The organism is Hahella chejuensis KCTC 2396 (genome assembly GCF_000012985.1).
GTDB classification, from domain to species: Bacteria; Pseudomonadota; Gammaproteobacteria; order Pseudomonadales; family Oleiphilaceae; genus Hahella; species Hahella chejuensis.
The window spans coordinates 4,394,774-4,418,256 of the sequence record NC_007645.1; the positions used below are offsets into that span (position 1 = coordinate 4,394,774).

At 55.2% G+C, this 23,483-nt stretch carries 22 protein-coding genes; 11 read left to right on the forward strand and 11 right to left on the reverse strand.

What is annotated here, in order from left to right:
• Window positions 1-8: 8 nt before the first annotated feature.
• The 6 genes from tssE to HCH_RS18980 are packed head-to-tail and all read left to right on the forward strand — an operon-like array spanning window position 9 to window position 7,347.
• Window positions 9-500 carry a type VI secretion system baseplate subunit TssE gene (gene tssE, locus HCH_RS18955; RefSeq protein WP_011398024.1) on the forward strand — a complete coding sequence of 164 codons (492 nt, stop codon included), beginning with the start codon at window positions 9-11 and terminating at the stop codon, window positions 498-500.
• A complete protein-coding gene (gene tssF / locus HCH_RS18960) occupies window positions 500-2,329 on the forward strand; it encodes a type VI secretion system baseplate subunit TssF (RefSeq protein WP_011398025.1) in 1,830 nt (609 codons plus the stop codon). Before tssE ends, tssF begins: the two co-directional genes overlap by 1 nt.
• Window positions 2,293-3,414, forward strand: coding sequence for a type VI secretion system baseplate subunit TssG (gene tssG / locus HCH_RS18965; protein ID WP_011398026.1), 1,122 nt, complete (start codon window positions 2,293-2,295; stop codon window positions 3,412-3,414). Before tssF ends, tssG begins: the two co-directional genes overlap by 37 nt.
• Window positions 3,411-6,170, forward strand: coding sequence for a type VI secretion system ATPase TssH (gene tssH, locus HCH_RS18970; protein WP_011398027.1), 2,760 nt, complete (start codon window positions 3,411-3,413; stop codon window positions 6,168-6,170). The genes tssG and tssH overlap by 4 nt, the downstream gene beginning before the upstream one ends.
• Before the next feature lie 25 nt (window positions 6,171-6,195).
• A complete protein-coding gene (locus tag HCH_RS18975; RefSeq protein ID WP_011398028.1) occupies window positions 6,196-6,897 on the forward strand; it encodes a transposase in 702 nt (233 codons plus the stop codon).
• Window positions 6,898-6,933: 36 nt separating this feature from the next.
• The gene (locus tag HCH_RS18980; RefSeq protein WP_011398029.1) at window positions 6,934-7,347 is read left to right on the forward strand and encodes a VOC family protein; all 414 of its coding nucleotides are present in this window, start codon (window positions 6,934-6,936) and stop codon (window positions 7,345-7,347) included.
• A 106-nt stretch (window positions 7,348-7,453) separates the two neighbouring features.
• On the opposite strand, the gene HCH_RS18985 is transcribed toward HCH_RS18980, so the two are convergent.
• The gene (locus HCH_RS18985) at window positions 7,454-8,383 is read right to left on the reverse strand and encodes a LysR family transcriptional regulator (protein WP_011398030.1); all 930 of its coding nucleotides are present in this window, start codon (window positions 8,381-8,383) and stop codon (window positions 7,454-7,456) included.
• A 118-nt stretch (window positions 8,384-8,501) separates the two neighbouring features.
• Between HCH_RS18985 and HCH_RS33210 the strand changes: the two genes are divergently transcribed.
• From HCH_RS33210 to HCH_RS19000, 3 genes are read left to right on the forward strand one after another with little or no spacing between them, the layout of a single operon-like run.
• On the forward strand, window positions 8,502-8,798 hold the full coding sequence (locus HCH_RS33210; protein WP_011398031.1) for a putative quinol monooxygenase: 297 nt from the start codon (window positions 8,502-8,504) through the stop codon (window positions 8,796-8,798).
• A gap of 44 nt (window positions 8,799-8,842) precedes the next feature.
• On the forward strand, window positions 8,843-9,091 hold the full coding sequence (locus HCH_RS18995) for a DUF2798 domain-containing protein (protein ID WP_011398032.1): 249 nt from the start codon (window positions 8,843-8,845) through the stop codon (window positions 9,089-9,091).
• 33 nt (window positions 9,092-9,124) lie between these two features.
• Window positions 9,125-9,511 carry a RidA family protein gene (locus tag HCH_RS19000; protein ID WP_011398033.1) on the forward strand — a complete coding sequence of 129 codons (387 nt, stop codon included), beginning with the start codon at window positions 9,125-9,127 and terminating at the stop codon, window positions 9,509-9,511.
• A gap of 32 nt (window positions 9,512-9,543) precedes the next feature.
• On the opposite strand, the gene HCH_RS19005 is transcribed toward HCH_RS19000, so the two are convergent.
• The 9 genes from HCH_RS19005 to HCH_RS19050 form a co-directional block, all read right to left on the reverse strand.
• Window positions 9,544-10,617, reverse strand: a complete 1,074-nt coding sequence (locus tag HCH_RS19005; RefSeq protein ID WP_011398034.1) for a lipase secretion chaperone — start codon at window positions 10,615-10,617, stop codon at window positions 9,544-9,546.
• A 133-nt stretch (window positions 10,618-10,750) separates the two neighbouring features.
• Window positions 10,751-11,731, reverse strand: coding sequence for an esterase/lipase family protein (locus HCH_RS19010; protein WP_011398035.1), 981 nt, complete (start codon window positions 11,729-11,731; stop codon window positions 10,751-10,753).
• A 210-nt stretch (window positions 11,732-11,941) separates the two neighbouring features.
• On the reverse strand, window positions 11,942-12,493 hold the full coding sequence (locus HCH_RS19015) for a DUF4136 domain-containing protein (protein ID WP_011398036.1): 552 nt from the start codon (window positions 12,491-12,493) through the stop codon (window positions 11,942-11,944).
• Window positions 12,494-12,558: 65 nt separating this feature from the next.
• Entirely contained in the window at window positions 12,559-13,131 is a 573-nt protein-coding gene (locus tag HCH_RS19020; RefSeq protein ID WP_011398037.1) for a DUF4136 domain-containing protein, read from the reverse strand.
• A 155-nt stretch (window positions 13,132-13,286) separates the two neighbouring features.
• A complete protein-coding gene (locus HCH_RS19025) occupies window positions 13,287-13,697 on the reverse strand; it encodes a response regulator (RefSeq protein ID WP_011398038.1) in 411 nt (136 codons plus the stop codon).
• Window positions 13,698-13,768: 71 nt separating this feature from the next.
• Window positions 13,769-14,134: a response regulator gene (locus tag HCH_RS19030; protein ID WP_011398040.1), complete on the reverse strand. Its 366-nt coding sequence runs from the start codon at window positions 14,132-14,134 to the stop codon at window positions 13,769-13,771.
• Window positions 14,135-14,144: 10 nt separating this feature from the next.
• A complete protein-coding gene (locus tag HCH_RS19035) occupies window positions 14,145-16,523 on the reverse strand; it encodes a response regulator (RefSeq protein WP_011398041.1) in 2,379 nt (792 codons plus the stop codon).
• A 1-nt stretch (window position 16,524) separates the two neighbouring features.
• Window positions 16,525-17,067: a YfiR family protein gene (locus HCH_RS19045; RefSeq protein WP_011398042.1), complete on the reverse strand. Its 543-nt coding sequence runs from the start codon at window positions 17,065-17,067 to the stop codon at window positions 16,525-16,527.
• Between the two features lie 3 nt (window positions 17,068-17,070).
• Complete coding sequence (locus HCH_RS19050; protein ID WP_011398043.1) at window positions 17,071-18,924, reverse strand: TonB-dependent receptor plug domain-containing protein; 1,854 nt, start codon at window positions 18,922-18,924, stop codon at window positions 17,071-17,073.
• 217 nt (window positions 18,925-19,141) lie between these two features.
• Here HCH_RS19050 and HCH_RS19055 point away from each other — a divergent pair, with 217 nt between their 5' ends.
• Window positions 19,142-20,851 carry a putative bifunctional diguanylate cyclase/phosphodiesterase gene (locus HCH_RS19055; protein WP_011398044.1) on the forward strand — a complete coding sequence of 570 codons (1,710 nt, stop codon included), beginning with the start codon at window positions 19,142-19,144 and terminating at the stop codon, window positions 20,849-20,851.
• A 154-nt stretch (window positions 20,852-21,005) separates the two neighbouring features.
• Here the strand turns inward: HCH_RS19055 and HCH_RS19060 are convergent, their stop codons facing one another.
• Window positions 21,006-21,644: an HD domain-containing protein gene (locus HCH_RS19060; RefSeq protein WP_011398045.1), complete on the reverse strand. Its 639-nt coding sequence runs from the start codon at window positions 21,642-21,644 to the stop codon at window positions 21,006-21,008.
• 293 nt (window positions 21,645-21,937) lie between these two features.
• Between HCH_RS19060 and HCH_RS19065 the strand changes: the two genes are divergently transcribed.
• Window positions 21,938-23,353: a sigma-54 interaction domain-containing protein gene (locus HCH_RS19065; RefSeq protein ID WP_011398046.1), complete on the forward strand. Its 1,416-nt coding sequence runs from the start codon at window positions 21,938-21,940 to the stop codon at window positions 23,351-23,353.
• Window positions 23,354-23,483: the final 130 nt, after the last annotated feature.

Below are 23,483 nucleotides of genomic sequence, written 5' to 3' on the forward strand. Positions count from 1 at the left end.
GGATTCGGATGACGAAAATAAGTAAGAGCCAAAAACTGCGCCCTTCGGTGCTGGACCGGCTGATAGATGAAAGGCCGGACCTGAAAGTAGAACCGGAAAAAAATCGCCATCAGGTGCTCAACGAGCTCCGCGAATCCGTGCGCCGCGATCTTGAGGATCTCCTCAACACGCGTTATCGCCCTATCTCCGCATCCGACAACCTGCGTCAGTTGGACGAATCGCTGATCAATTACGGCCTGCCCGACCTGCACACCATCAACTTCCTTAGTGCGGAAGGTAAAAGTCAGTTCTGCCGCACAGTGGAACAACATATAGCCATGTTTGAGCCCCGCTTTAAGTCGGTCAGGGTCATCACCCTGGATGAGGACTGGGCGGAGGGCGCCACCTTGCATTTCCGCATTGAGGCGGTGTTGTTCGCCGAACCCGCTCCCGAAGAAATCTCCTTTGATTCCTCGCTGGAGCCGATTTCGGCTATCGTCAACGTTCAGGAGGCGCGTTAATGAGCGACGAATTATTACCCTATTATGAAAAGGAACTGGCTTACCTGCGCCAGTCCGGTGCGGAATTCGCCCGCGTGCATCCCAAGATCGCCGGTCGTTTACGCATCTCCGGCGATGTGGTGGAAGACCCGCACGTTTCACGCCTGCTGGAAGGCGTGGCGTATTTGAACGCCCGTATTCAATATCGTTTGGAGGACGACTTCTCCGAACTCTCGGACGCCCTGCTCGATCAGCTCTACCCACACTATCTGCGACCAATCCCGTCTATGGCGGTGGTGCAGTTCAGAGCAGCGAAAGATCTGGACGGTCCGTTACATGTCGCACGCCATTCGCGCCTGGAAAGCGACGTTTTCCAGAATAAAGTGTGCCGTTTCAGCACCGGTTACGACCTGGATCTGCTGCCTGTCGAAGTCACCAAAGCAAGCCTCAAGGAGCGCCCGTTTATCGCCCCCGGTTCGCAAACCGTGCAAGGCGCCTCTGCGGTAATTCACGTGCGCCTGGAGGGTTTCGCCCCGGAAATCGATTTGGGCCAGTTGCCGCTGGATAAAATCCGCTTTTTCCTGCGTGGTCAGTCGCAATACGCTTATTCGCTTTATGAGCTGCTGATGAACCATTGTGTGCAGATTGTCGCTTCCAAAGGCGCCGATGACGTCAATCCGATGTTCCTGCACAGCAGTTGCCTGCAGCCCGTCGGTTTCGCCGAGGAAGAAGCGCTGATACCTACGCCGCCACAGTCTTTCCCGGGTTACCGACTGCTCACCGAGTACATGGTGTTCCCGGAAAAATTCCTGTTCGTTGACCTGACCGGTCTTGGCGAACGCTTGAATGAGAAGTTCGGCCCCAATCTGGATTTGTATTTCTATCTCAACAAATCTCATGCGGAGCTGGAACGCAATCTGGAGGCCAGCAATTTCGCCCTGGGTTGCACGCCCATCATCAACCTGTTCAAGCATCGGGCGGAGCCCATAGATATTGAGCATGATCAATACAGCTACCCGGTCATTCCTGACGCGCGCTTCCCGGACAACTATGAAGTGTATTCCATTGATCGCGTACAGGGCCTGACCGGCGACGGCAAGAAAAAGGAATACAAACCCTTTTATGGCTTAAGCCACTTCGATATCGGCCGTGAGACCCAGCTTTTCTGGCATGCTCAACGCTATCCGAAAATCGGCGGCGAGCTAGGCAACGAGCCCGGCAGCGAGCTGGAAATTTCCCTGGTGGACCTGAATTACGCGCCGGCGAATTTGTCCGACGAGACCCTGACTGTCGATGTAATGTGCTTCAACCGCAATACGCCGGAAAAGCTGCCTTTTGGCGGCGGACAGCCTCGCTTCACCTGTCTGGACGTTGGCGTTTCCTTGCGCGGCATCGACTCTTTGACACACCTGACGCCAACTGTACGACCGCCGTTGCGGGACGGCGCGCGCTGGCGCCTTGTGTCGCATCTGACCTTAAACTATTTATCCCTTGATAGTCCGGAAGCCATTGACGTACTTAAGGAAATTTTGGCGCTATATGATTTTCAGGACAGCGCGGCCTCACGGGCGATCATCGCCGCCGTGGTCAATGTGCAGACCCGGCCGATGACGGCGCCGATCACTATTGGCGGCAAAACCACCGTGTGCCGTGGGGTGGAAATCGAAGTCACCTTTGACGACAACCTGATGTCGGGCAACAGCACCTTCCTGTTCGCCTCGATTCTGGAAAGGTTCTTCGCCATGTATTGTTCGATTAACGCGTTCACCCGATTAATTGCCCGTATCAAAGGGCGACAGGATATTCTCAAGAAATGGCCACCGAGAATCGGCTCCCAGCCTCTCATTTAGCCAAACGGCTGCAGCAGGACCCCTGGCGGTTCGATTTTTTCCAGCTGGTGCGCCTGCTGGAGCATTTCGACCCGCAGGATGCGCGACCTCGCACTCCCCTGGGTGGATTTTACCCGCCCAGGAATGAGCCTGTACGCTTCGTCGTGAATCCCAGCATGGGCTTCGAGGGCGGCGCCGTAGACAAGATTACCCGCGGCGGGGACAAGTCGCTGGCGTCTCGTGATCAGTGGTCAATGGCGGTGAACTTCTGGGGACTGGTCGGCTCGCGCGGCGTACTGCCGTTCCATTACCGCGACCTGATTTTGCAGCGTCTGCGACAGAAAGATAAGTCGATGAAGCACTTCTTCGACTTATTGGACCACCGCACGTTATCGCTGTTTTATCGCTCCTGGAAAAAATATCGCATTCCGCTGACTTTCGAGGCCAATCATCAGCTTGACCCCAAATACAACCGTGACCGACATGCGGAGATGATCAAAGGGTTGATGGGTTTGGCCAGCATGCGCAGCGCCAAGTTCTACCAACCTTCCGGCGACATCTTCAACGTCGCGGGTTTGATGAGTCGCGGCGTGTGTTCCGCTGAGGCGTTGTCGCAAGCCATTCGCCAACATTTCGGTCTGAAGGTGAGCATCCTGCACTTCCGCGGTCAATGGCGGCGCATGCCGGACGACGTGCAGACCCGTCTGGGCGGCAGCCGCTTCCCCGGCGTGAATCACTGCCTGGGACAACAAGCCATTCTGGGTGAGAAGACCTGGTCGGTGCAGAACCGTTTCACCGTCCACTTCGACGACATTGACTACCCACGTTTCCTGTCTATCGTTTCCGGCACGGAAATCCTGGGGGCCATGTATAAGCTGATTCGAACTATGGCGGGGGTTGCTCTAGACTTTGACTTATCGCTTAAAGTCAGACAGGACCGACTGCCAAACAGCCAGCTTGCGCACCCGACGGCGCCGCCTTTGCTGGGCTGGAACTCAAAACTGTTTTCAACACGACAACAAGATCGGTTCATTACCGTGTCTGTATCCCGGCACGCAATGCAGCGAACTATAGAAAGACTACAAAAGAAAAGGGAAACCTTATGATTGAGTTAAACTTACGCCAACTCATTGAACCCACCACTTCCGTCGTACGCAAATCGCTAGAGGATGGTTTGCGTCTGGCCCAACAGGAACGTCACAGCTCACTGGAAATCGAACACGTGCTGCTGAAAGTGCTGGAGCAAAGCGACAGCGATCTGGACCGCGTGCTGGAACAGCTCGGCGTCGACATCGGCAAAGTCAGCAGAGAACTGAGCCAGACTGTAGGCAAATTCCACCGCGATAACCCCCGGGATATGGTTCCCTTTTCACCATTGGTGGTGGATGCGCTAAAAGCCGGCTGGCTACTGGCGTCAGTGGAAATGGGCGTAAATTTCATCAGCTCCGCGCACCTGTTTGCGGCGGTCATGTCGCACAACACTATGCGCAACCAATTGCTGAGTTCAGTCAAAACCCTGCAGGAAATTTCTCTGGAGAAAGTATTGCCTGCGGTGAAAGCCGTCACCGGACAATCCTCCGAAAGCCGCGCCTACCTGAAGGCGGCTGCGGGCGGCGGCGCTCCGGCGGCGCCGACAGCGCAAGGCGGCGCATTGCAGAAATATACCGTCAACCTGACCGAAAGAGCGCTGAACAACGAAATCGATCCGGTACTGGGTCGCGACCCGGAAATTCGTCAGTGCATCGACATCCTCACCCGTCGCCGTCAGAACAATCCCATCCTGACCGGTGAAGCCGGCGTTGGTAAGACTGCAGTCGTTGAAGGTCTGGCGCTGCGCATCGCGCAAAAAGACGTGCCGGAGCCCCTGCAGGGCGTACATATTCATGTTCTGGACCTGGGCTTGCTGCAAGCCGGCGCCAGTATGAAAGGCGAATTCGAACAGCGCCTGAAATCCGTGATCGAAGAGGTCAAAGCCTCTCCCGCGCCCATCATCATGTTTATCGATGAGGCGCACACCATGATCGGCGCGGGCGGTAAAGAAGGCCAAGGTGACGCCGCCAACCTGCTCAAGCCTGCGCTGGCGCGCGGCGAACTGCGCACCATCGCCGCCACCACCTGGGCGGAGTACAAGAAATATTTCGAACGCGATCCTGCTCTGACCCGTCGCTTCCAGGTGGTCAAGGTCGAAGAACCGACAGAAGCCGTCGCAATCGACATGCTGCGCGGCATCTCGAAAATCCTGGCGATCCACCACAACGTGCGCATCTCCGATGACGCCATTATCCAGGCGGTGAAACTGTCCGCCCGTTATATTCCTGGTCGTCAGTTGCCGGACAAAGGCGTGAGCCTGCTCGACACAGCCTGCGCCCGCGTCTCCCTGAGCCAAAGCGCCACGCCGTCTTTGATCGAGGACACCCGTCGTCGCATTCAACAGATCGACACTAACCTCGATCTGATTTCCCAGGAAAATATCTCCTCCGGCGAATATCACGAGACCTTGGAACTACTCACCGAAGAGAAAGCCGTTCTGGAAGCCTCTCTCGCCGCCCAAACCGAGCAGTGGGAAAAGGAAAAAGATCTGATCGCCAAAATCCTGGAAGTGCGCACCAAGCTGGAGCAGGACTACCAAGCCAAGAAAGGCCCTGAAGACGCCGGCGATCGCCTGAGCGATGAAGAAGTCGCCGAACTGCAGGTGGAGTTCAAGAACCTGTTCGCCGCCTTGGCGTCCGCACAAGGGGATCAGCCGTTAATGATGCCTCATGTGGATGGTCAGGCTGTGGCGGAAGTCGTCGCCAACTGGACCGGCATTCCGGTCGGCAAGATGGTGAGCGATGAGATCAATGGCATTCTTAACCTGCATGAGCAGTTGGAAAAACGCGTTATCGGCCAGTCTCACGCCCTGGAAGCCATCGCTCAGGCTATTCGCACTTCCCGCGCCGGCCTGACCGATCCGCGCAAACCTATCGGCGTCTTCCTGATGGTCGGCCCTTCCGGCGTAGGTAAGACCGAAACCGCGCTGGCGTTGGCGGACACACTGTTCGGCGGCGAGCAGAATCTGACCGTTATCAACATGGCCGAGTTTAAAGAAGAGCACAAAGTCTCCATGCTGCTGGGCTCTCCTCCCGGATATGTGGGCTATGGCGAAGGCGGCGTGTTGACGGAAGCCGCTCGCCGGAAGCCTTACTCGGTCATTCTGCTGGACGAAATGGAAAAAGCCCACCAAGGCGTGCAGGACGTGTTCTACAACCTGTTCGACAAGGGCTCCATCAAAGATGGCGAAGGCCGCGACATCGACTTCAAGAACACGGTCATCATCATGACCTCCAACGCAGGCGAAGAAGCGATTCGCGCCATCTGCGCGCAGTCTGAAGAGAAGCCGGAGCCGGATGTCATGCTCGACAGCATGCGCCACGAGCTGCTGAAGTACTTCAAACCTGCGTTTTTGGGTCGCGCCAACGTGATTACCTATTATCCGCTGGACGACGAGAATCTGTTCAAGATCTGTCGCATCAACATGGATCGTATTGCGCGCAGAGTACGCAATCACTACGGCGCCGCATTCACCTACGACGAAGACGTGTTGCTCAACATCGTCGCCCGTTCGCAGGAAGTGGATACCGGCGCGCGTAATATCGAACATATACTGAACCGCACCGTGCTGCCTGAACTGTCCACCGAATGTCTGAGCAGACTGGCGAACGGCGAACATATCGAGCACATCCACATCAGCGCTACGGAAGAAGGTAACTTCGGTTATCTGTTCAATGCCGACGCCGCGGCTGCAGCGTCTGCGGAACCGCAGGCAGTGGTGGATACGAGTGTTGACGCAGACGTGGATGCCGATGCGGACGCAGCCGAATAATTAACAGGAGTGCAACTGGACGCGCATGGCGAGAAAAACACGATTTAATCTTACCGGCCATCCACAGCTTATCATGCAGCGGGGGCATAACCGCCTCCCCTGCTTCTTTGATAAAGAGGATTATCTGTACTTCCTTGAATGCGTGGGCAAGGCGTCTGAACAATATCAGTGTTACGTGCATGCGTACGTGTTACTGAAAAATGAGTTCAACTTGCTGGTCACGCCGCACATTGAAAACGGCATCCCTCAGATGATGCAGTCTCTGGGACGTCGTTACGTGCAGTATGTGAATCACCGCTACCACCGTAGCGGCACGCTGTGGGAAGGCCGTTATAAATCCAGTCTGATTGATTCCTCCGGCTATATGCTGACGTGCTATCGCTATATCGATTCCCTGGCCGTGTTTCGCGGCCTGGCGCCGAATGAATCGGAATACCCCTGGTCAAGCTATCATGCGCACGCCAGGGGTGAAGACGAACTCGGCCTGATTCGTAACCATCCCATGTATACGGATCTCGGGGATGATGCGGAAGAACGTCAGCAATCTTTCCTGGACCTGATGCAGTACGAAATGGAGCCCTGGATACGCCGGCATATCGAGCAGACATTACTTAATGAACTGGTGTTAGGCGGAGACCGCTTTATCAATCAGATCGAAGATCTGGTGGACCGCCCCGTCCGGCCGATGAAGCGTGGCCGCCCCCCGAAAGACGCAGCGAAGTCCTGATCGGATTCGCTCAGTCCCAATGTACATGGAGGCGCAATGAAACCAAGAATCAGCATGATCACCCTGGGCGTTGAGGATTTGCAACGCTCCGTGGACTTCTACGAGAACGGACTGGGGCTTCCCAAGATGCCGATGGAAGACGCCAATGTGGCGTTTTTCACGCTCAACGGGACCTGGCTGGGCCTCTACCCTCGTCACCTGCTGGCGGAAGACGCGGCAGTTCCTGACAACGGCTCAGGCTTCAAAGGCGTCACCCTCGCCCATAATCTGGCGTCCAAGGCAGAAGTGGACGCACAGATCCAACAAGCCGTCGAGGCCGGAGCCAAACTGACCAAACCCGCCGAAGACACCTTCTGGGGCGGCTACTCCGGCTACTTCGCCGACCCTGACGGACACCTGTGGGAAATCGCCTGGAATCCTCACGCCTGGGTTGGGCCGGAGGATAAGTAGACTTATCTGCTAAACAAGGATAACCCGCTATACCGTGAAGGCTGACAGCAAGCTGATAGCGGGTTATTTCTTAGTGCCCCACTGACTTCCATACCCGCTTTTCATCTCAACCCATGATTTCTATATCAGGCAGTTCACCAAGCAAACTCGGTATGCGTCGCGTTTCTTCCGTCAAGAAATCCAGCAATAACTGAGTGCGTCTAAGTAGGATATTGCGGTCGTTCCATACTACATGCACCTCCCTGTTGGCCCCTTCCCAGTCACTCAGTATCTGTCGCAGGTCGCCGCGTTGCAGGTCCTCCCAGACCAGGGAAACGGGACATAACATCCACCCGCCGCAGGCTTTTAGGATATCAACCGCGAGGGAGAGGTCATTGATGTGAGCGCGAGGACGCCAGTCGATATTCACCATCTCGCCTGTACGGCGGTGACGCAGACGGCGCATACTCTCGGATACTGAAGCCACCCAAGGCCAGCGCTCCAGCTCTGCGGGGTTTAAGTCTGCGCCTTGCGCTTCGATTTGCGCAGCGGTATCCGGCGTCGCCACCAGTACAGTACGTATGGAGCCAAGACGTCTTTGTCGCAATGCGGAATTGGCTAGCGGCCCGACGCGCACCGCCAGTTCCGCTTGCGAACCGGTGAAATCCTCTACTTTGTTATTCAGCTGCAATGTCAGCTGAATATTGGGATAACGGGACATAAAATCCCCCCACAAAGGACGTAGAGGCCCATTGGCCAAATTCACTGGGGCTAACACTCTGATTTCCCCTTCTTCCGCCGAAATATCCTTTTTTATCAACGCCATCTGTTTATCAAGACAGGACAGATGAAGATAGGACTCATCAAAGACCTTCTGGCCCGCAGCGGTCAGCTGTAATCGTCGTGCGGAGCGATGCAACAACTGGCATCCCAGCTCGGCTTCCAGCTTCTGCACCCGCCGCGTCAGCGTCGGCGCCGGGACACCAGTAGCTGCAGCGGCTATGGAGAAACCACCCAGTTCCGCTACTTTTATAAATAGAGCCAAGTCATCAAGCATGATTTCAAATTTGGAATTTAAGATTTAATTTATGCCGGTATATTCTATTTATGAATAGAACTAGCATGTCCGCCTTAGTTAATAACGTCAACCCATCACAAGGATTAAGAGGTCGAACATGCCCCACCATCTAACCGCCCACATTCGCGCTACAGAAGGTAGCGACCCGGATTTAGTCCATCGGGAACTGGCGCAACTGCAGGCTGACACACAGACAGAGCCAGGCTGTCTGACCTTCCAGGTTTTCCAGGACGCCGCCGATCCCACTCACTTTGTTCTTTGGGAAGCCTGGACCAGTCCAGGTGCGCTGGACCAGCACTTCGCCTATGAACACACCCAGCGTTATATGACTCTCAATCTGACGCAAGTCGAGAAAATAGTCGTGCATACGCCGGTCGATCACAGCGCAAGTTGACCAGAAGACCTTGATGCGCCGTTCGTAATCAGCAGGAGAACTTTATGTCGGTAAAATTTCGTTTTTTCTACAGCCTGACCATGTCCCTGGCGCTCAGTTTTTTGATGAGCGCATGGGTGACTTTTCTCAACCTGGGTTTACAAAGGGATTTCACCGCACACTGGATGCACGCCTTTCTGCTGGCGTGGCCGACGGCCTTCACCATCGCCTTTGCGCTGGGACCGACGGTCAATAAAATAACCGAGATGCTGATGGCGGCAAGCGCTACACTTGGCCGCAAAACGGGTTCTTAACGTATAAAATGCGCAAACAGCGAGTATCAACACATGGATAAGAAGCAACCGATTCGACGTCAAAATTACGCAGCGCTGGGGCAGCCCGTCGGTCCTTATTGTCACGCTACCTCGTTCAACGGCATGCTGTTCATCAGTGGACTGACCGCCTATGACGGCAGCGGCGTCGGCAAACCTGTCGCACAGCAGATCGACGCTATTTTCGCTCAAATCAGACACATCGCCGAAGCAGAAGGCGTCGGTTTGGACAGGATTCTAAAGGTCACGGTGTACATCAAGTCCACCGAACATATGGCGACGGTGAGGGAGGGGCTCAACAAGCATTATCAGGGCGCCTTTCCCGCGAGCACTCTGCTGGAAGTCAGTCGCTTTTTCTCTCCCGAGGTGGATATTGAGATTGAAGCGGTGGTGGCGCTTTAACAACGCCATCCGCCCGCAACCATGATAGCCGGTCATGGTTTCTCATATCGCGTGGCTTTCCTCTCGATAGCGTCGTAGCTCTCCACCAGCTTCAATTCGTCTGAGGTAAACAGGCTGTTGCGCAACTGCGTGAGCCCCGCCACGGTTTCCGCATCGGTGCGCGCAGCGGCCTGGATATCCTGCTTGCGACGTTGATAATCATCCAGGCGCGCGCGCCATGTCTCTTCCCGTTGATAGTAGGCGATGATCTTCTCTGCTTTCTCGTCGCTAAACTGCCCCCGCAGGGCTTGCCGGACGCTGTCGGCGTCATACCCTTCCCGGTACATGCGTCGCGCTTCCCGCGTCAGATTCTCCCGTTGCGCGGCCTGACGATGGGCGTCGCGCATCTGCGCCGGCAATTTTTGTCGCAAGGCTTCCACTTGACTGGCTTTCTCGCTGTCGCTCAACTGAGCGTCCGCCTTCACTTGCATCACCGCCAGCGCATAATCGGAATAGGCTTCATCCAAACCAAAAAATGCATCGACGACATCCGGAGCGAATATTTGCCGTCGCAGCGACTTCAACTGCTCGAAGGTATTCGCCATCACCGACGCATAGTATTCATAATCCTGACTTTCCGTCGGCGCCAATGGCGCCGCCATCAACTCACCTATGCGCTCTTGATAGGAGATGTAATCGTTCAACAACTCCATGGCCTGTTCCGCGGCCTGCGCCGGCAACTTGTCATAGATACGGCGTTGGATTTCCGCAATCACCTCTTCCGGCGAACGCTCTCCGACAGCAAGAAAGAAGTAATCGAAAAAGTCCTTCACCTGTATGTCCATGATCAAAAGACCATTCTCATCCACTCGCAGATCACCGTCGATATCCGTTCCAGCCAGGGCGCGGGCGAAGTTGGCGCCATTCCATGCCGGCGTCGTCGTTGGCGCATCGGATTGAGAAAGCCTGGGAGGCTGCGGCTCATTAACTGTATCAGCTCCCATTGATTGAGAGCCCTCGGGATTAGCTTCCGCCGCGACGGTAGATTCAGTGACGTCAGGTTGCAAGAGCAATAACGCCGCGGCAGCGAGGGCCGCAACGCACAAGGCGAGGGAGAGATTTTTCATGGCGAGGTTCCTTTTTATTTTTATAACATCCTGTTTTTTTTATAACGTACTGGTGCGATTGATTTTTTGGGGGGCAAATCGCAGCGCGCGCTCACCGCATGTCATAGTGAGGGCGCACTGCTCAAACGGCCGATTAAAGTCCGGTATTTTTCAGGCGGTTGGCCTGCACGCGGTACAGCGACACCGGGTTATGCCAGATAGAGCCTACGCCCATGACATGATTGATTACATCTATGTGGTTGGCGTCATAGTCACCCAGATACTCGCCCAGTTTTTGCGAGCAAACAGAGACCATGCCGTCACTGGGCTCTGCGCCGAACACCAATGAGGTTGTGAACAGAAACGGGTCCAACAAATCCAGAATGTTGGTCATCACACTCCTTCCCGCCCAGGAATACAAATGGATTTCATTGCCGCGGTAGGTCACCACCGTATCGCGGTCCTCCACACACTCCCCGGACGCGGTCCCGTAGGGGTGCCGGCTGTTAAGGTCCGCTGTGCCGACGGAAGTCAGTGAGTCCAGCGCCGCAATGGAGTCCTGCTGATGCTCGTCCCCGGAAATCCAGGCGATCAGAGAGCCGAATGCGTTCGCCACCGCGGCGACGCCGCCTTCAATTGAACTGTCCGCGGGAATGACGCCGCGAATCATATCCGCCACGCGGGAGCCATTATTGACCCCATCCACGGAGGTCAGTGAAGCGATGTGGCCCTGGCCTTCCCCATTGGCGTGCGCGTCAAAGGTGATGGCGGCGCGCGTGGTGGGCGAGCCCTGACTGTGGGCGAAAACGTTGTACTTCACCGCATCGCCATAGACGCCGCTATTGATATCGTCCGCCAGAGACAAACCGCGCTGTTCGCTATCGTTGAACGGCGATACGCTGGCGATCACCACATCCGCGCCACTGCGACACAGGTTCATAGGCACAGTGTGGAAGTAACCCAACAACCCGCCAACGGTGTCGAACCCGGTAATGCCATGCACCATTAGAAAGGGGTGTTGAGTATCGGTATAACCATCCGAGGAACCCGCCCAGGCGCTGCATCCATCAGCGTGTGAGAGGGAGGAGAGTGAAGCTGTCACGACCAAACATACAGCATGCGTTATTTTTTCCATTACGCTACCTTCTGCTTTCGTTAATGTTTATTTTTGTACTTCTCAACAGCGTTTTCAGGTTAATAAAGCGACAAACGAAAAAGAATCACCTGTATGGGTGACTCTTCACGACAACACACGAAAATGAAATTGACCCGATTTCGGGGTCAGAGAAATCAGAGCAGAGCGTCCTTGCAGGAACGCTGTAATCGGACTATGAAGACGGAAAGACTACTGCGCCGCCGGCTGCGGCGGGTACCGCTCGAAGATGGCGCGCACCTCTTCTTCCAGGTTTTTGATCTTTTCTTCTGGGGATTGATCGTAGCTCATGCGCCTTGATGAAGCCCCCTGCCAAACCACGCGATTGGTCGTGGGCTCAATCATTTCCACGGTGAGTACGCCCATTTGGTAGTCATGGACCACCACATCGCGATCATGTGAAAAGAAAGGCCGCCAGAACCCGAACCCCGGCTCCTGCCGATACTCCTGCCGGTTATCGACGCGATATAAAACACGCACCAGCACATCCGCCGACTCAGCGGGAGACAGACCTTCGCCTTGCAGCGCCTGTTCCACAGTCTGACGCATGCGTTGCTCACGCAATCCCACCACGCCCTGGGCGTCGTGATTCTCCGTCGCCCAGCGGTAAGTATGGATGCTGGAGAAGTCGAACTCCTCAGCGTAGTCGCCACGCACTTGATAACCGGCGCAGCCGCCCAACAGCAGTAGCGCGCACAGCGTCGCCACACGACTGAACAGATTCAGTTGTCCGCACAGATTCATCAAGGTCTCCTCCTCCACATTCCACTACCGGCGCCAGCCTGACGGCCAATCTACCATTTACGTCCTCATGCGTCTTTCGGTGGAAAATTCTGTAGCATTTCTCCCACCAGTTTGCGGATTTCCGCTTCCTTCGCCGCCGGGGTATCGTTCTCGCTCAAAGGACGAGCGGCCTCCGCGCTCCAGATAACGTTGGAATTCTGCGGATCGACCATCTCCAACACCAGTTTGCCCCGCATCACCTCTTCCGCCGGCGGACGTGTTCCCAGGCTGATGCCGACGCCAGTGCGCCCGCTCGCGACGCCGTATCCAAAACCATAACTGATTCCGTTGCGGCGAATTTCCTTTTCCACTTTAATGCGCCAGGTGCTCCAGACATCCGCTTTGGCCTTGTCGACCATTTGGAAGCCTTTGTTCTGCATGAACAGGCGTATGGCGTTTTCAATGCGGGCGTCGCTCAGCGTCGTCGCGCCGCCGTTGACGCTGGGCGGCGCCAGGGCATAGGTTTTTAGAGTGGAAAAGTCTCTGCCGGGCTGATAATCATATCGCGCCGCTTTCGTGGCGCAGCCGGACAGGTTGGCGGTTAAGGTCAACGTAACCAGGATGGCGGACACTCCGCCAATCATTCGCTTGTGAAACATAAAGCGCTCCCCATGACGCACCCGTTAGAGACACGCAGCCAGCGCGACTCCAGCGGAATTTGCAACTTATCCCTACAATATTGCCCGGCCCGGGCATTTTCCATGAACAATTGGTAATACGCCCTCACAGGGCGCCAGTGCAAAGCGCCGTCTTATCAAAGGCCCATTCCGTCGGCGGGAAGGTTTTCCTGTAAATATCGCAACAGCACGCGATAACTGAAGGGCTTGGTGATGAAGTGGTCAAATCCCGCCTGATCGATGATCTCCAGATCGTTTTTCATGGCGTGAGCGGACATGCCAATGATCAACACCGTCCGTATGGTTGCTGTTTCCCGCCGTCGCGCTTCCGCTTCTCTGATCCGGCCGGCGGCGACCAGACCGCTGACGCCGGGAAGTTTGATATCCATAAGTATCGCCCGGGGCGAAAGCTCAGACGCCAGCTGCACGCCCTCTTCGCCGTTATCCACGGCCTGACAGCGATAGCCGGCATTTTCCAGGACATCCAACAGCAAACGCCTGGAGGCCGGGTCGTCTTCAACAATCAGAATATCTGTCGCTTGAGTCATCGCCGTCTACACAACTGTTTTCGTCCTGCACTGCGTATATCTTTTGTCAGGGGGGGCGCTCAAACGTCTTGTCAGCTCGCCGCCAAAAACCGTTCGATTTTCTCCAGCAGGCGGGGAAAATTCACCGGCTTGGTTTCATAATCATCGCATCCCGCCGCTAACGCTTTGTCGCGATCTTCCGACAGGGCGTGGGCCGTCAGCGCAATAATCGGAGCGTCGCATCTTCCGCTTTCCTTTATTCTTCGCGTCGCTTCGTAGCCATCCATAACGGGCAGGCTCAGATCCATGAGGATCAGCGCAGGGCGGCATTCCTGCGCCATGGTCACCGCCTCGCCGCCATCGCAGGCGAGTGCGATTTCGTATCCTTTCCGACGTAGTCGACGCGTGAGCATGTCCGCATTCATATCGTTATCTTCGACAATCAGTAGCAACGTCATGACTCTCCCCCTAACTCACCGGCGTCCTTTCCTCCAGCACTTCCTTGATGCGGCTCAATAGCGCGCTCTTGTCATACATGCCTTTGCGCAGCACCGCCTGGGTGTGCTGTTGCAACAAGCTGCGCTCCGCCTGGTTCAAGTCCCTGGCGGATATCACAATGACCGGGGTGTCCGCGGTTTTCTCATTGCGACGGATTTCCTCAAGGAATTCGAAGCCGTTCATTTCCGGCATGATCAAGTCCAGCAGGATCATCGAGACATCCAGATTCTGGCTCAGCTTTTCCAAGCCTTCCCGACCATCTTCCGCCATGATCAGATTCCATCCGGTCCCATGCATGTAGGCGCGCACCAGTTCCAGACTGTGTACATCGTCATCCACATACAGCACTTTCATCCCGGTTTCTTTTTTCTGATAGCGCTGCAGAATGGATAACAAACGCGCGCCGTTGATTGGTTTCACCAGAAAATCCGACGCTCCCAGAGCAAACCCCTTCTCCGCATTGGATTCGATGGTATGCATGACGACCGGCATATGCGCCGTCGTCGCATCGGATTTCAGCATTTGCAATACTTGCCAGCCATCCTGCCCTGGCATGAATATGTCCAGCACAATCACGTCGAAGTCTTCCTGTTGCGCCAACTTAAGCCCCTCGCCGCCGGAGAGCGCCGAGCGCACCACGAAACCGTGTTTATTCAGTTGGTGCTTCAGGATGTCATGCACCGTCGGGTCATCGTCGATAAGCAATACTCTGGCCCCGCTCATCGCAGTTGGCGCTGGGAGCGGCGTGTCTGACGCAACCAATGGCGGCTTGGAGGCCACCGTCTCCACGCCCTCGATGCGCTCTTCCGGACCGTTGATTTCAGCGGTGGTGGGCAAGCGTATACAGAACTCCGAGCCTTCGCCTTCTTTGCTGGAAACCGTGATTTCTCCGCCCAGCATCGTGGCGTAGGAGCGACTGATCGCCAGTCCGAGGCCGGTGCCGCCGTAACGTCGCGTGGTGGAGGGGTCCGCCTGACTGAAAGGGCGAAACAGTTCCTTGATCGCGCGGTCGCTGATGCCGATGCCCGTATCGCGCACCTTGCATAACATCCAATCCTCCCCTGCTACAGACTCCCGTTCGCATATCAGCTCTACGACGCCATCCTCGGTGAACTTGACCGCATTGCTCAACAGGTTGAACAGAATCTGCCTGACCTTGACCAAATCGCTGTGCACCACGCCCACATCGCCTGCGCCGCGCACAACCAGCTTATTGCGTCGTTCATCCGCCAGCAGCCGCAACGCGCCGGCCACCTCATCCACCAGGTCCTCCATGCTGAACGCCTCGATGCTGATCTGCATCTTGCCGGCTTCAATCTTGGAGATGTCCAGAATATCGTTGATCAGGCTCAACAGGTGTTTACCAGCGGAGCGCACCTTGCCGATATCGTCGAGAATCTCCTCTCTCTCATAATCGTCCTCCGCCACGACCTCCTGCAGCATTTCGCTGTAGCCAATAATCGCGTTAAGAGGCGTGCGCAGTTCATGGCTCATATTGGCGAGGAAACGACTTTTCGCCTTGTTGGCTTCCTCCGCCCGATTGCGTGTGGCGATCAGGTCTTTCTCCACCACTTTGCGTTCTTGAATTTCCCACTCCAGCTCCCGGTTCAGCGAGACAATGGTTTCCTGTCGCGCCAGCTCTGATAGCATGACATTGAGACTGTCCACCAAATGCCCGATTTCATCTTCATTGCGTTTGCTGGCGCGGGCGTTGAAGTCCTTGTGCTTGGAGACCTGCATCGCCCACTCTGACAGAGAAGCCAATGGCTGGGTAATGTGGGACTTCAACCAATAGGAGACCAACAAAGTCAGAGCGAGCATGCCGACAATCAACACCAGGAACAGACTAAGCAACTTCTGTTTGAATTTATCCCACTCTTGCAGATTCGATTTCAGCACCAGGAACCCGACTGTTTCCTCGTTCACCTTCACCGGCGTCGAGGTGATATAAAAATCCTGTCGCAACCAAACGCCATCTTGACCGGCCATCGCCGCCAAGCCCGCCGCAGCGCCAGATTGCGGATATTCCGCAAAGGCCTCGGCGGCGCGCTCCTGATACAACGCAGCCGCCTCCACGGATGCATTTTCTTTCAATGCGGACAACACCTTGCCTGCGGAAGTCGCATCGTTGAAAGTCAGTGCGGCGCCGCTGTTCTCCGCCAGCACTTTGCTGAGCATTTGCAGATCCTGGCGCATTTTTTGATGGAAATAGAGATTCGCCATCACCGTCAGGGTGATAGCGCAAATCAACAACAGCAACAGCGCAAAACCGAGAACGCCTATCTGCATCTTGGCGCGGATGCTAACCCGTCGCCACCAGCCTAACTCCGTCGTTTGCGACTCTTGCATGTTATTCCACTCCCAATTGCACCAACTGCGCCGCCACCTTGAATTTGGTTTCCGTGACTAACGACGCGTTGACTCTGAAGCGTATGCTGTCATCTTTCTGGTACAGCTCAATCAAGCCGCCATAGTCGATAAACGGAGAGTATTCGCTGATGGTCAGCACTTCCCGCACATCCACCAGTTTCAGGATGCGCTCCGTTTCTCTCTCTTCCGACGAAGACAGGAACAACACATTGCAGCCATGTACTGGGAGATTGGATCGATATCGCCCCAGACTCCTGACGACAACTTTCCCCTGCGGCGCTTTGGCCCCATCTATTTCATCCAATGCGTCGCCAAAGCGATTTACCCCGACGATACAGACCTTGATCTGACCTTCTTGAGCCAAAGAATCCTGTGGAAAACTGACAAACTGCATAAAGTTGTAGAGATAAGACGCTTTGATTTGATACTCGACATCCACCGCCCACACTGCGGCGGAGAGCGCCAGCATCGTCGCCGCCGTTAATCCGCGCGACCACTTCCATCTCATCTGTCGAGAGGACATCCGCTAAAACTCCCAGCCCAGATAGAAGGCGGCGTCGGATTCCACTTCGCCATTCACGCCCACTGACTCCGGGTGCGGGTCGCCCAAATGACGCAGAACCCACTGCGCGCGCAGATCTTCCGTCGGCTTCCACACCACACTGAGGTCAGCCACAAGAAAGCTGGGGATATTGGAACCCTGAATGCGGTCCACATAACGCAGATAGGCGTTCAAACTCCAGGAAGGTGAGATGTCCCAATAAGAAATCAATTGGGCCATGTCTCTGGGGGAGGTATCTTCAAGGCTTTCAGCACTGATCACCGAATCGCTCGAAGCGTCCAGTTCCATATCCATTTCCATATGGCTGGCATTTAAGCGTAACCGCCAGACAGGATTGGGCTTGTAATCTAATGAGACTTCAACGCCTCGGACATCGCCAGTCATTTCGTTGCGGATGCCACTGGTCCCTATCGTTCTCAAATCATCGTACTCGCCATGGTAGGCGGACAGATCCAGCGTCCATTTCTTCCAGGATTTACGGCCCCCGACCTCATAAAATTTAGCGCGCTCCGGCAGCAGACTTTGAGCCCCTTCCAGGCCCGGCGCATACAAATCGTGCTCCAATCGCGTCGGCACTCGCACCGCCTTGGACCAGGACGCCCAGATAATGGCGTCCGGGAAGTCATAAGCGAGCCTCACACTGGGCTGCCATTCCTCGCCGGAGTAATCATTCACTTCATATTTTGTTCCTGCGATGAAACGGAAATTCTCGCCGAAGGGTTTGATTTCATCCTGTATAAACAGGTTCTTGACCTCGTCATTGCGTTTCTCTGGCCGCAAGCCGGATACCTCAGAAGGCGACAGAACTTCATCATGAACCACTCGATAACCGAGGCCCGCCACGACATCATGAAACCCGAACTGATTGCGCAACTGGTATTCCAGATTCCAGATATCGCGCTTATCGTCGAGGCCAGTGGTTTCCAGCACGGTGTTATCGAAGTAAAGCAACAACTGCTGGCTGCGCTGCTCAGAAAAGGTATGACTCCAATTAAACATCAGGTTGCCGCCGTGGAACTCTTCCATCGAGCCCGCCTCGCCCCGGTAGTAATCTCCCTGTAGCGTATAGGTGTCCTGGCTGCCGCGCTCCAGGTCCACCCTGAACCCTGTTTGCAGGTGTTCACTGTCGTCCTCCGTACCCAAGCCGCCGCTATTGTCGCGATAGACCCCTTTGCCATAGATCCGCGCATAGCCTTCCTCGCCGATTCGCCAACCGTAGCGTTGTTGATACAGACCGCGTTCCTCTAACCCAGCGCCGACGGTCACAACCCCGCCCTGAGTCTCCTGAGCATTACGCGTGATAATGTTGATGACGCCGTTAACCGCATTGGCCCCCCACAGGGTGCCGCCTGGCCCGCGCACCACTTCGATGCGGTCCACATCCTCCAGCATGACGTCCTTTTCTTCCCACAACACGCCGGAGTACAGCATGCTGTAAATGCTGCGGCCGTCGATCAGCACCAGCATCTTGTTGGCGTTAGTGGTGGAGGAACTGAATCCGCGCGCGCTGACGCTCCACTTGCCGCCTTCGAAGCGATTCACCTCAAGTCCGGGGACATAGCGCAACGCCTCTGCTATATGGGTAACGCCCATGCGTCGGATATCGTCCCGGGTAATGACGTAAACCGCCGCCGGGGCTCTGGCGAGCAGTTCTTGTTTGCGGGACAAGGTGGAAATTTTCAGCCCCATGAGCTGCTCCAGACTGGCTCCTTTGATGTCCAGCACCAAATCATCTCTTGCTGCAAACGAAGTAGCGGAAAATAGCGCCATTAGCGAACACCCTGCTATTTTCGCGAAGTCGGACGGTCGTTGTTTCATATCCTCGAAACTCCCTTGAACCGTTAACCTCAGTATAGAAACAAGCTGGGAATTAACAAAAAAACACACATAGGCCGCTACACCCCCATCCCCCCAATCCGCCCCCTCACAGCCGCATTAGAACCTCCCTTCCTGTAACAAAAAGTCCTGACCTGGGACGTTAAATTTGCTGGAATTCTTGACTAGACTGGAAAGATCAAGCAATGGAAAACAACTTATGCTCCAGCTCGAGGGAAGCAGGCTGTTAATAGTCGATGACGAACAGCGCAACACCAGACTGCTGGCGGATATCTTTCGCGCGGAAGGATGTGACGTTCACGAGCTGAACAATAGCTGCAACACATTGAAAACCGTCGCCAATTACGAACCGGACCTGATCATCCTGGACGTGATGATGCCAGGCAAAAACGGTTTTGAGCTGACCCGGGAAATCAAATCTCATGAAGCCTGGAAACACATTCCCATTATTCTATTGACCGCGCTGGCGGACAGAGACTCCTGTGTTTCCGGGCTGGAGGCCGGCGCGGAGGACTATGTCAGCAAGCCTTTCAACCGCCGGGAACTCTGCGCCCGCGTCAATAACCTGCTGAAACTGAAAAAGCTGCATGACTTTCAGAACCAGAATATTCGCCTGTTAGAGCAATACGATCCGGTCACCGGTCTGCCCCGTAAAGAAATCCTGCTGGAAATCGCCAACACCCTGTTCAAGAAGAAAAAAGACAGCTCCTTCTGCGTCGGGGTATGTGAAGTCGACTTGGACCAAACCCTGATCGGACTTCTCAGCACCCTGGATCGGGACATGTCCGAAAAGCAGATCAGCCGCACAGTGGTCGAACGCATGTCCGCGATTTTTCCGCCGGGCATCCTGATGGGCTGCCTGGGTCCTGGAAAATTCGGCGTCGTGCTGGAAGCCTCGGAGAACGAAGCCGCCTCGCAGCTGCGTTTGTTGCAGCACCGGCTGCAACAGCCGTTTATGATCCAATCGCAGGAGTTTTTGCTGAAATTCTCTATCGGCTACATACCGCCCAGCATGCCTTTGCAAGAATGGCGCGTCCTTTTCAATAAAGCGGAAATGGCGTTACTGGAAGCCAAGAAAGAAGGCGGCAACCTGCTGAAAAAATTCATCCCGGAAATGGACGCGGAAAACTACGAGCGCTGGTGGCTATCCCAGGCGCTGTTTCAGGCCATGCGCGATCAGCAGTTTGAAGTGTACTTCCAGCCCCTGGTGGACATATCCAAAGAAACACTGGTCGGCTTTGAGGCCCTGTTACGCTGGCAACATCCGGACAAGGGCTTTATCAGCCCCGCGCGTTTTATCCCCCTGGCGGAGGAAAATGGCCACATTTATGACCTGAGCCTGTGGATGATCGAGCAGGTCTGCCAACAGATCGTCGCCTGGCGCAGAATCGGTCCGAGGGTGCGCATGGCGATAAATATTTCACCGGCGCAATTGTATCGGGATGACTTCACCGAGGACTTTGTCGACATCTTCACCCGCTACCACCTGACTCCGAATGACTTTGAACTGGAACTGACCGAAAGCAGCCTGATGGACCCCAAAGGCGGCGGGCAACTGCAAGCGCTGTGGCGACAGGGGTTCGATATCGCCATCGACGATTTCGGCACGGGGTTCAGTAACCTGGAATATCTGAAAAAGTACCCGTTCAACCGTCTCAAAATTGACCGCTCCTTCATCAGCAATATCTGCGAGTCCAGCGACGACATCGCCATTGTCAAAGCCATTCTGGCGATTGCGGAACATATGGGCTTCAAGGTCATCGCAGAAGGCATCGAAACGGTTCAGCAACTGGAAAAGCTACGGGAACTGGGGTGTCACGAGGCCCAGGGCTTTTACTTCAGCAAACCGGTCCCCGCCACCATTGCAACGGACATGTTGCGCTATGGCTTGAAGCCCTCACCGTCCTGATTCTCCTACTATTAATCAGGCAGACAAATAGCTTCCTTCTATTTGTCTGCTACGACAGGGCCTGGCCCTGTCTCCCGCGGCCAGCCGCCGCGCAGGCGCATCCATGCGCCTGATGATTAACATGCCAATATCATTGCCATATTAATACTTCTTATTATTTTCCCTCCTGCTCAGTAAGACGCGTCAACGCACGCTTTAGATTCATTCTGGCGCTGGACTCCCGCTCTCTGCGGAACCTTTCCGTATGATAAATGAAGGCGTCGTTCAGAAAGCCTTGCAGCACCCGACGGCGTCCAGCGCAGTATTGCGGCCATGGGATGCCTTTATATTCCTGTCTGATCCAGTCTTCATATTGATCATACAAAACCGGAGCGGCGCCCAGCACCGCCAGATCAATATCCACCAGCAACGCGGCGTCATGAGAGTCCGGTTGTGACGGATGGCGGGTGTGTAGAATCAACGCCCGCACCTTCTCCGCCATCTCGTCAGACTCGCCCAGCTGACGCAATTCAGCGACTGCTCGTCGGGCGCTGTCCGCTTCGTTATCCGCATTTCCTGGCTGGTAAACAATATCGTGATACCAAAGCGCCAACGCCACGGCGCGAGGCTCCTCCAGTTCGCCTGTAGCCTCTTCGAGATGGCGCAGACAGGCCTGGATATGGTCCAAGGTATGGTAATGGCGATGGGGTTCCGTGTAGGCGCGGCGCAATCCGTCAAAGCAGCTTTGGACGGTTTCAGGGTCCGCATGGGGAAATAACTGTCGCCAGCGGATAACTAAATGGTCTTCAGACATTCAAAGCGTCCTGGTTAAAACAGAAACTCGACACCAAATGACGATGTCGCTTCGCGGCATCATACCCGCAGAAATATACAAACCAAAAACCTGATCGCGGCGTCAACATCAGCGACAGCCTGATGAATTGTTCAAACATTGAACTTTTTACCTAAACCATTGTTGTAACCCCACAGTTTCATTGCCTGACGACTACTTTCGGAGTATGTTTCCCGGTTACACGTGGAGTACTTTTGTTGTCATTCGGTCCCTCTCAACGGACAGGGTCGGATTAAGAAACGGACGGCGTAGACATGGCAACCTCAATTTCAGATAGTCGGCTTCCTATCGAAGCCCAATTAGCCTTTATTCAAGATAATCCTCTGATGGATCTGCTGGACAGTTTTTGCGAAGGCAGCATCATCGTCGATCAGAAAGCCCGAATTCGCTGGCTCAGCGACAAATACCGCCTTCTGCTGGAACTGCCGGAAGACGCCGCGAAATACGTCGGCCGCCCGGTGGAGGAAGCCATTCCCAACAGCATGATGCGCCAAGTGGTGGAAAGCGGTCGCCCTATTCTTCTCGACCTCATGCGCATTCGCGGCACCTGGATGGTGGTGACCCGTATGCCGATCCGGGACGATCAGGATCAGGTGATTGGCGGCATTGGCTTTGTGTTCTACAAACAACTGGACTACATGAAACCCCTGGTGGAAAAGTTCGGTCGTCTGCGCGGCGTGCCCACCACAGCGGAAAAACAACTGGCGGATATGCGGCAGGCGAAATATTCCTTTGCGGATTTTATTGGGCAAAGCCCGGTCATACGCGAGCTGATCCGCCGCGCGCGACAGGCGGCGGAGCTCGACACGACGGTTTTACTGCTGGGAGAAACCGGCACCGGCAAAGAAGTACTGGCCCACGCCATCCATCACGCATCAGTGCGTGCGGAGCGACCATTCGTCGGCGTCAACATGGCGGCGATACCGGAAAGTCTGCTGGAAGCGGAGTTTTTCGGCGCAGCGCCGGGCGCCTACACCGGCGCGGACCGCAAAGGACGCATTGGTAAAATCCAACTGGCGGACGGCGGCACGCTGTTTTTGGACGAAGTCGGCGACCTGTCTCTGAGTTTGCAGACTAAGTTGCTGCGCGTGTTGCAGGAACAGGAGTTCGAAGCCCTCGGCTCTAACCGCATTATCCGCGTGAATGTGCGCATCATCGCCGCCACCAGCCGTAATCTGAAGCAGATGGTGGAAACCGGCGAATTCCGCTCCGACTTATACTATCGCTTAAACGTTTTGCCCATCGAAGTGCCGCCGCTGCGCGACAGAGAAGGCGACGTCGAGCTGCTGGTCGGCAATATGCTGCGACAATTCTGCGACGCTTCCGCCTTACCATTCCGCAAGCCCAACGCGGAGGCGATGCAGCTATTACGCACTTATCATTGGCCAGGCAACGTGCGAGAGCTCCACAACACATTAGAGCGCGCATTTATTTTCGCGGAAGGAACCGAGCTGACCGTAGCGGACTTCGCGCACCTGCAAGGCGCTGGAGAGAAAGGGAATCGTCGCGAGGCCGTCAAACCGCTATCGGAGGCGATGGCGGAGGCGGAACGCAACTTCCTCAAACAAGCGATGTCCGCCTGTAACGGCAACCGCTCCGCCAGTGCGAAAGCGCTGGGGATATCCCGCGCCACCTTCTATGAAAAGCTCCAAAAGCACGAGTTGATTTAAGGCGTCGCAAGACGCCTTCTTTGCGCGTTTATACTCGAAATAAAAGCCTGAAAAGCACAATCAACCGGCTTGCACAGATAAACTTGCACTAATAATTTTATAACTAACCTCCCCGCCCTTTTTGTCCGAC

Coding starts and splice junctions, on each gene's coding strand:
- HCH_RS19005 (WP_011398034.1), bottom strand. CDS start 10,617: ATGAAAAATCTCTCCCTCGCCTTGTGCGTTGCGGCCCTCGCTGCCGCG.
- HCH_RS19030 (WP_011398040.1), bottom strand. CDS start 14,134: ATGACGTTGCTACTGATTGTCGAAGATAACGATATGAATGCGGACATG.
- HCH_RS19035 (WP_011398041.1), bottom strand. CDS start 16,523: ATGCAAGAGTCGCAAACGACGGAGTTAGGCTGGTGGCGACGGGTTAGC.
- tssH (WP_011398027.1), top strand. CDS start 3,411: ATGATTGAGTTAAACTTACGCCAACTCATTGAACCCACCACTTCCGTC.
- tssE (WP_011398024.1), top strand. CDS start 9: ATGACGAAAATAAGTAAGAGCCAAAAACTGCGCCCTTCGGTGCTGGAC.
- HCH_RS19025 (WP_011398038.1), bottom strand. CDS start 13,697: ATGACTCAAGCGACAGATATTCTGATTGTTGAAGACGACCCGGCCTCC.
- HCH_RS18975 (WP_011398028.1), top strand. CDS start 6,196: ATGGCGAGAAAAACACGATTTAATCTTACCGGCCATCCACAGCTTATC.
- HCH_RS19010 (WP_011398035.1), bottom strand. CDS start 11,731: ATGGAAAAAATAACGCATGCTGTATGTTTGGTCGTGACAGCTTCACTC.
- HCH_RS33210 (WP_011398031.1), top strand. CDS start 8,502: ATGCCCCACCATCTAACCGCCCACATTCGCGCTACAGAAGGTAGCGAC.
- tssF (WP_011398025.1), top strand. CDS start 500: ATGAGCGACGAATTATTACCCTATTATGAAAAGGAACTGGCTTACCTG.
- HCH_RS19015 (WP_011398036.1), bottom strand. CDS start 12,493: ATGAATCTGTGCGGACAACTGAATCTGTTCAGTCGTGTGGCGACGCTG.
- HCH_RS19050 (WP_011398043.1), bottom strand. CDS start 18,924: ATGAAACAACGACCGTCCGACTTCGCGAAAATAGCAGGGTGTTCGCTA.
- HCH_RS18995 (WP_011398032.1), top strand. CDS start 8,843: ATGTCGGTAAAATTTCGTTTTTTCTACAGCCTGACCATGTCCCTGGCG.
- HCH_RS19020 (WP_011398037.1), bottom strand. CDS start 13,131: ATGTTTCACAAGCGAATGATTGGCGGAGTGTCCGCCATCCTGGTTACG.
- HCH_RS18985 (WP_011398030.1), bottom strand. CDS start 8,383: ATGCTTGATGACTTGGCTCTATTTATAAAAGTAGCGGAACTGGGTGGT.
- HCH_RS19060 (WP_011398045.1), bottom strand. CDS start 21,644: ATGTCTGAAGACCATTTAGTTATCCGCTGGCGACAGTTATTTCCCCAT.
- tssG (WP_011398026.1), top strand. CDS start 2,293: ATGGCCACCGAGAATCGGCTCCCAGCCTCTCATTTAGCCAAACGGCTG.
- HCH_RS19065 (WP_011398046.1), top strand. CDS start 21,938: ATGGCAACCTCAATTTCAGATAGTCGGCTTCCTATCGAAGCCCAATTA.
- HCH_RS19045 (WP_011398042.1), bottom strand. CDS start 17,067: ATGTCCTCTCGACAGATGAGATGGAAGTGGTCGCGCGGATTAACGGCG.
- HCH_RS18980 (WP_011398029.1), top strand. CDS start 6,934: ATGAAACCAAGAATCAGCATGATCACCCTGGGCGTTGAGGATTTGCAA.
- HCH_RS19000 (WP_011398033.1), top strand. CDS start 9,125: ATGGATAAGAAGCAACCGATTCGACGTCAAAATTACGCAGCGCTGGGG.
- HCH_RS19055 (WP_011398044.1), top strand. CDS start 19,142: ATGCTCCAGCTCGAGGGAAGCAGGCTGTTAATAGTCGATGACGAACAG.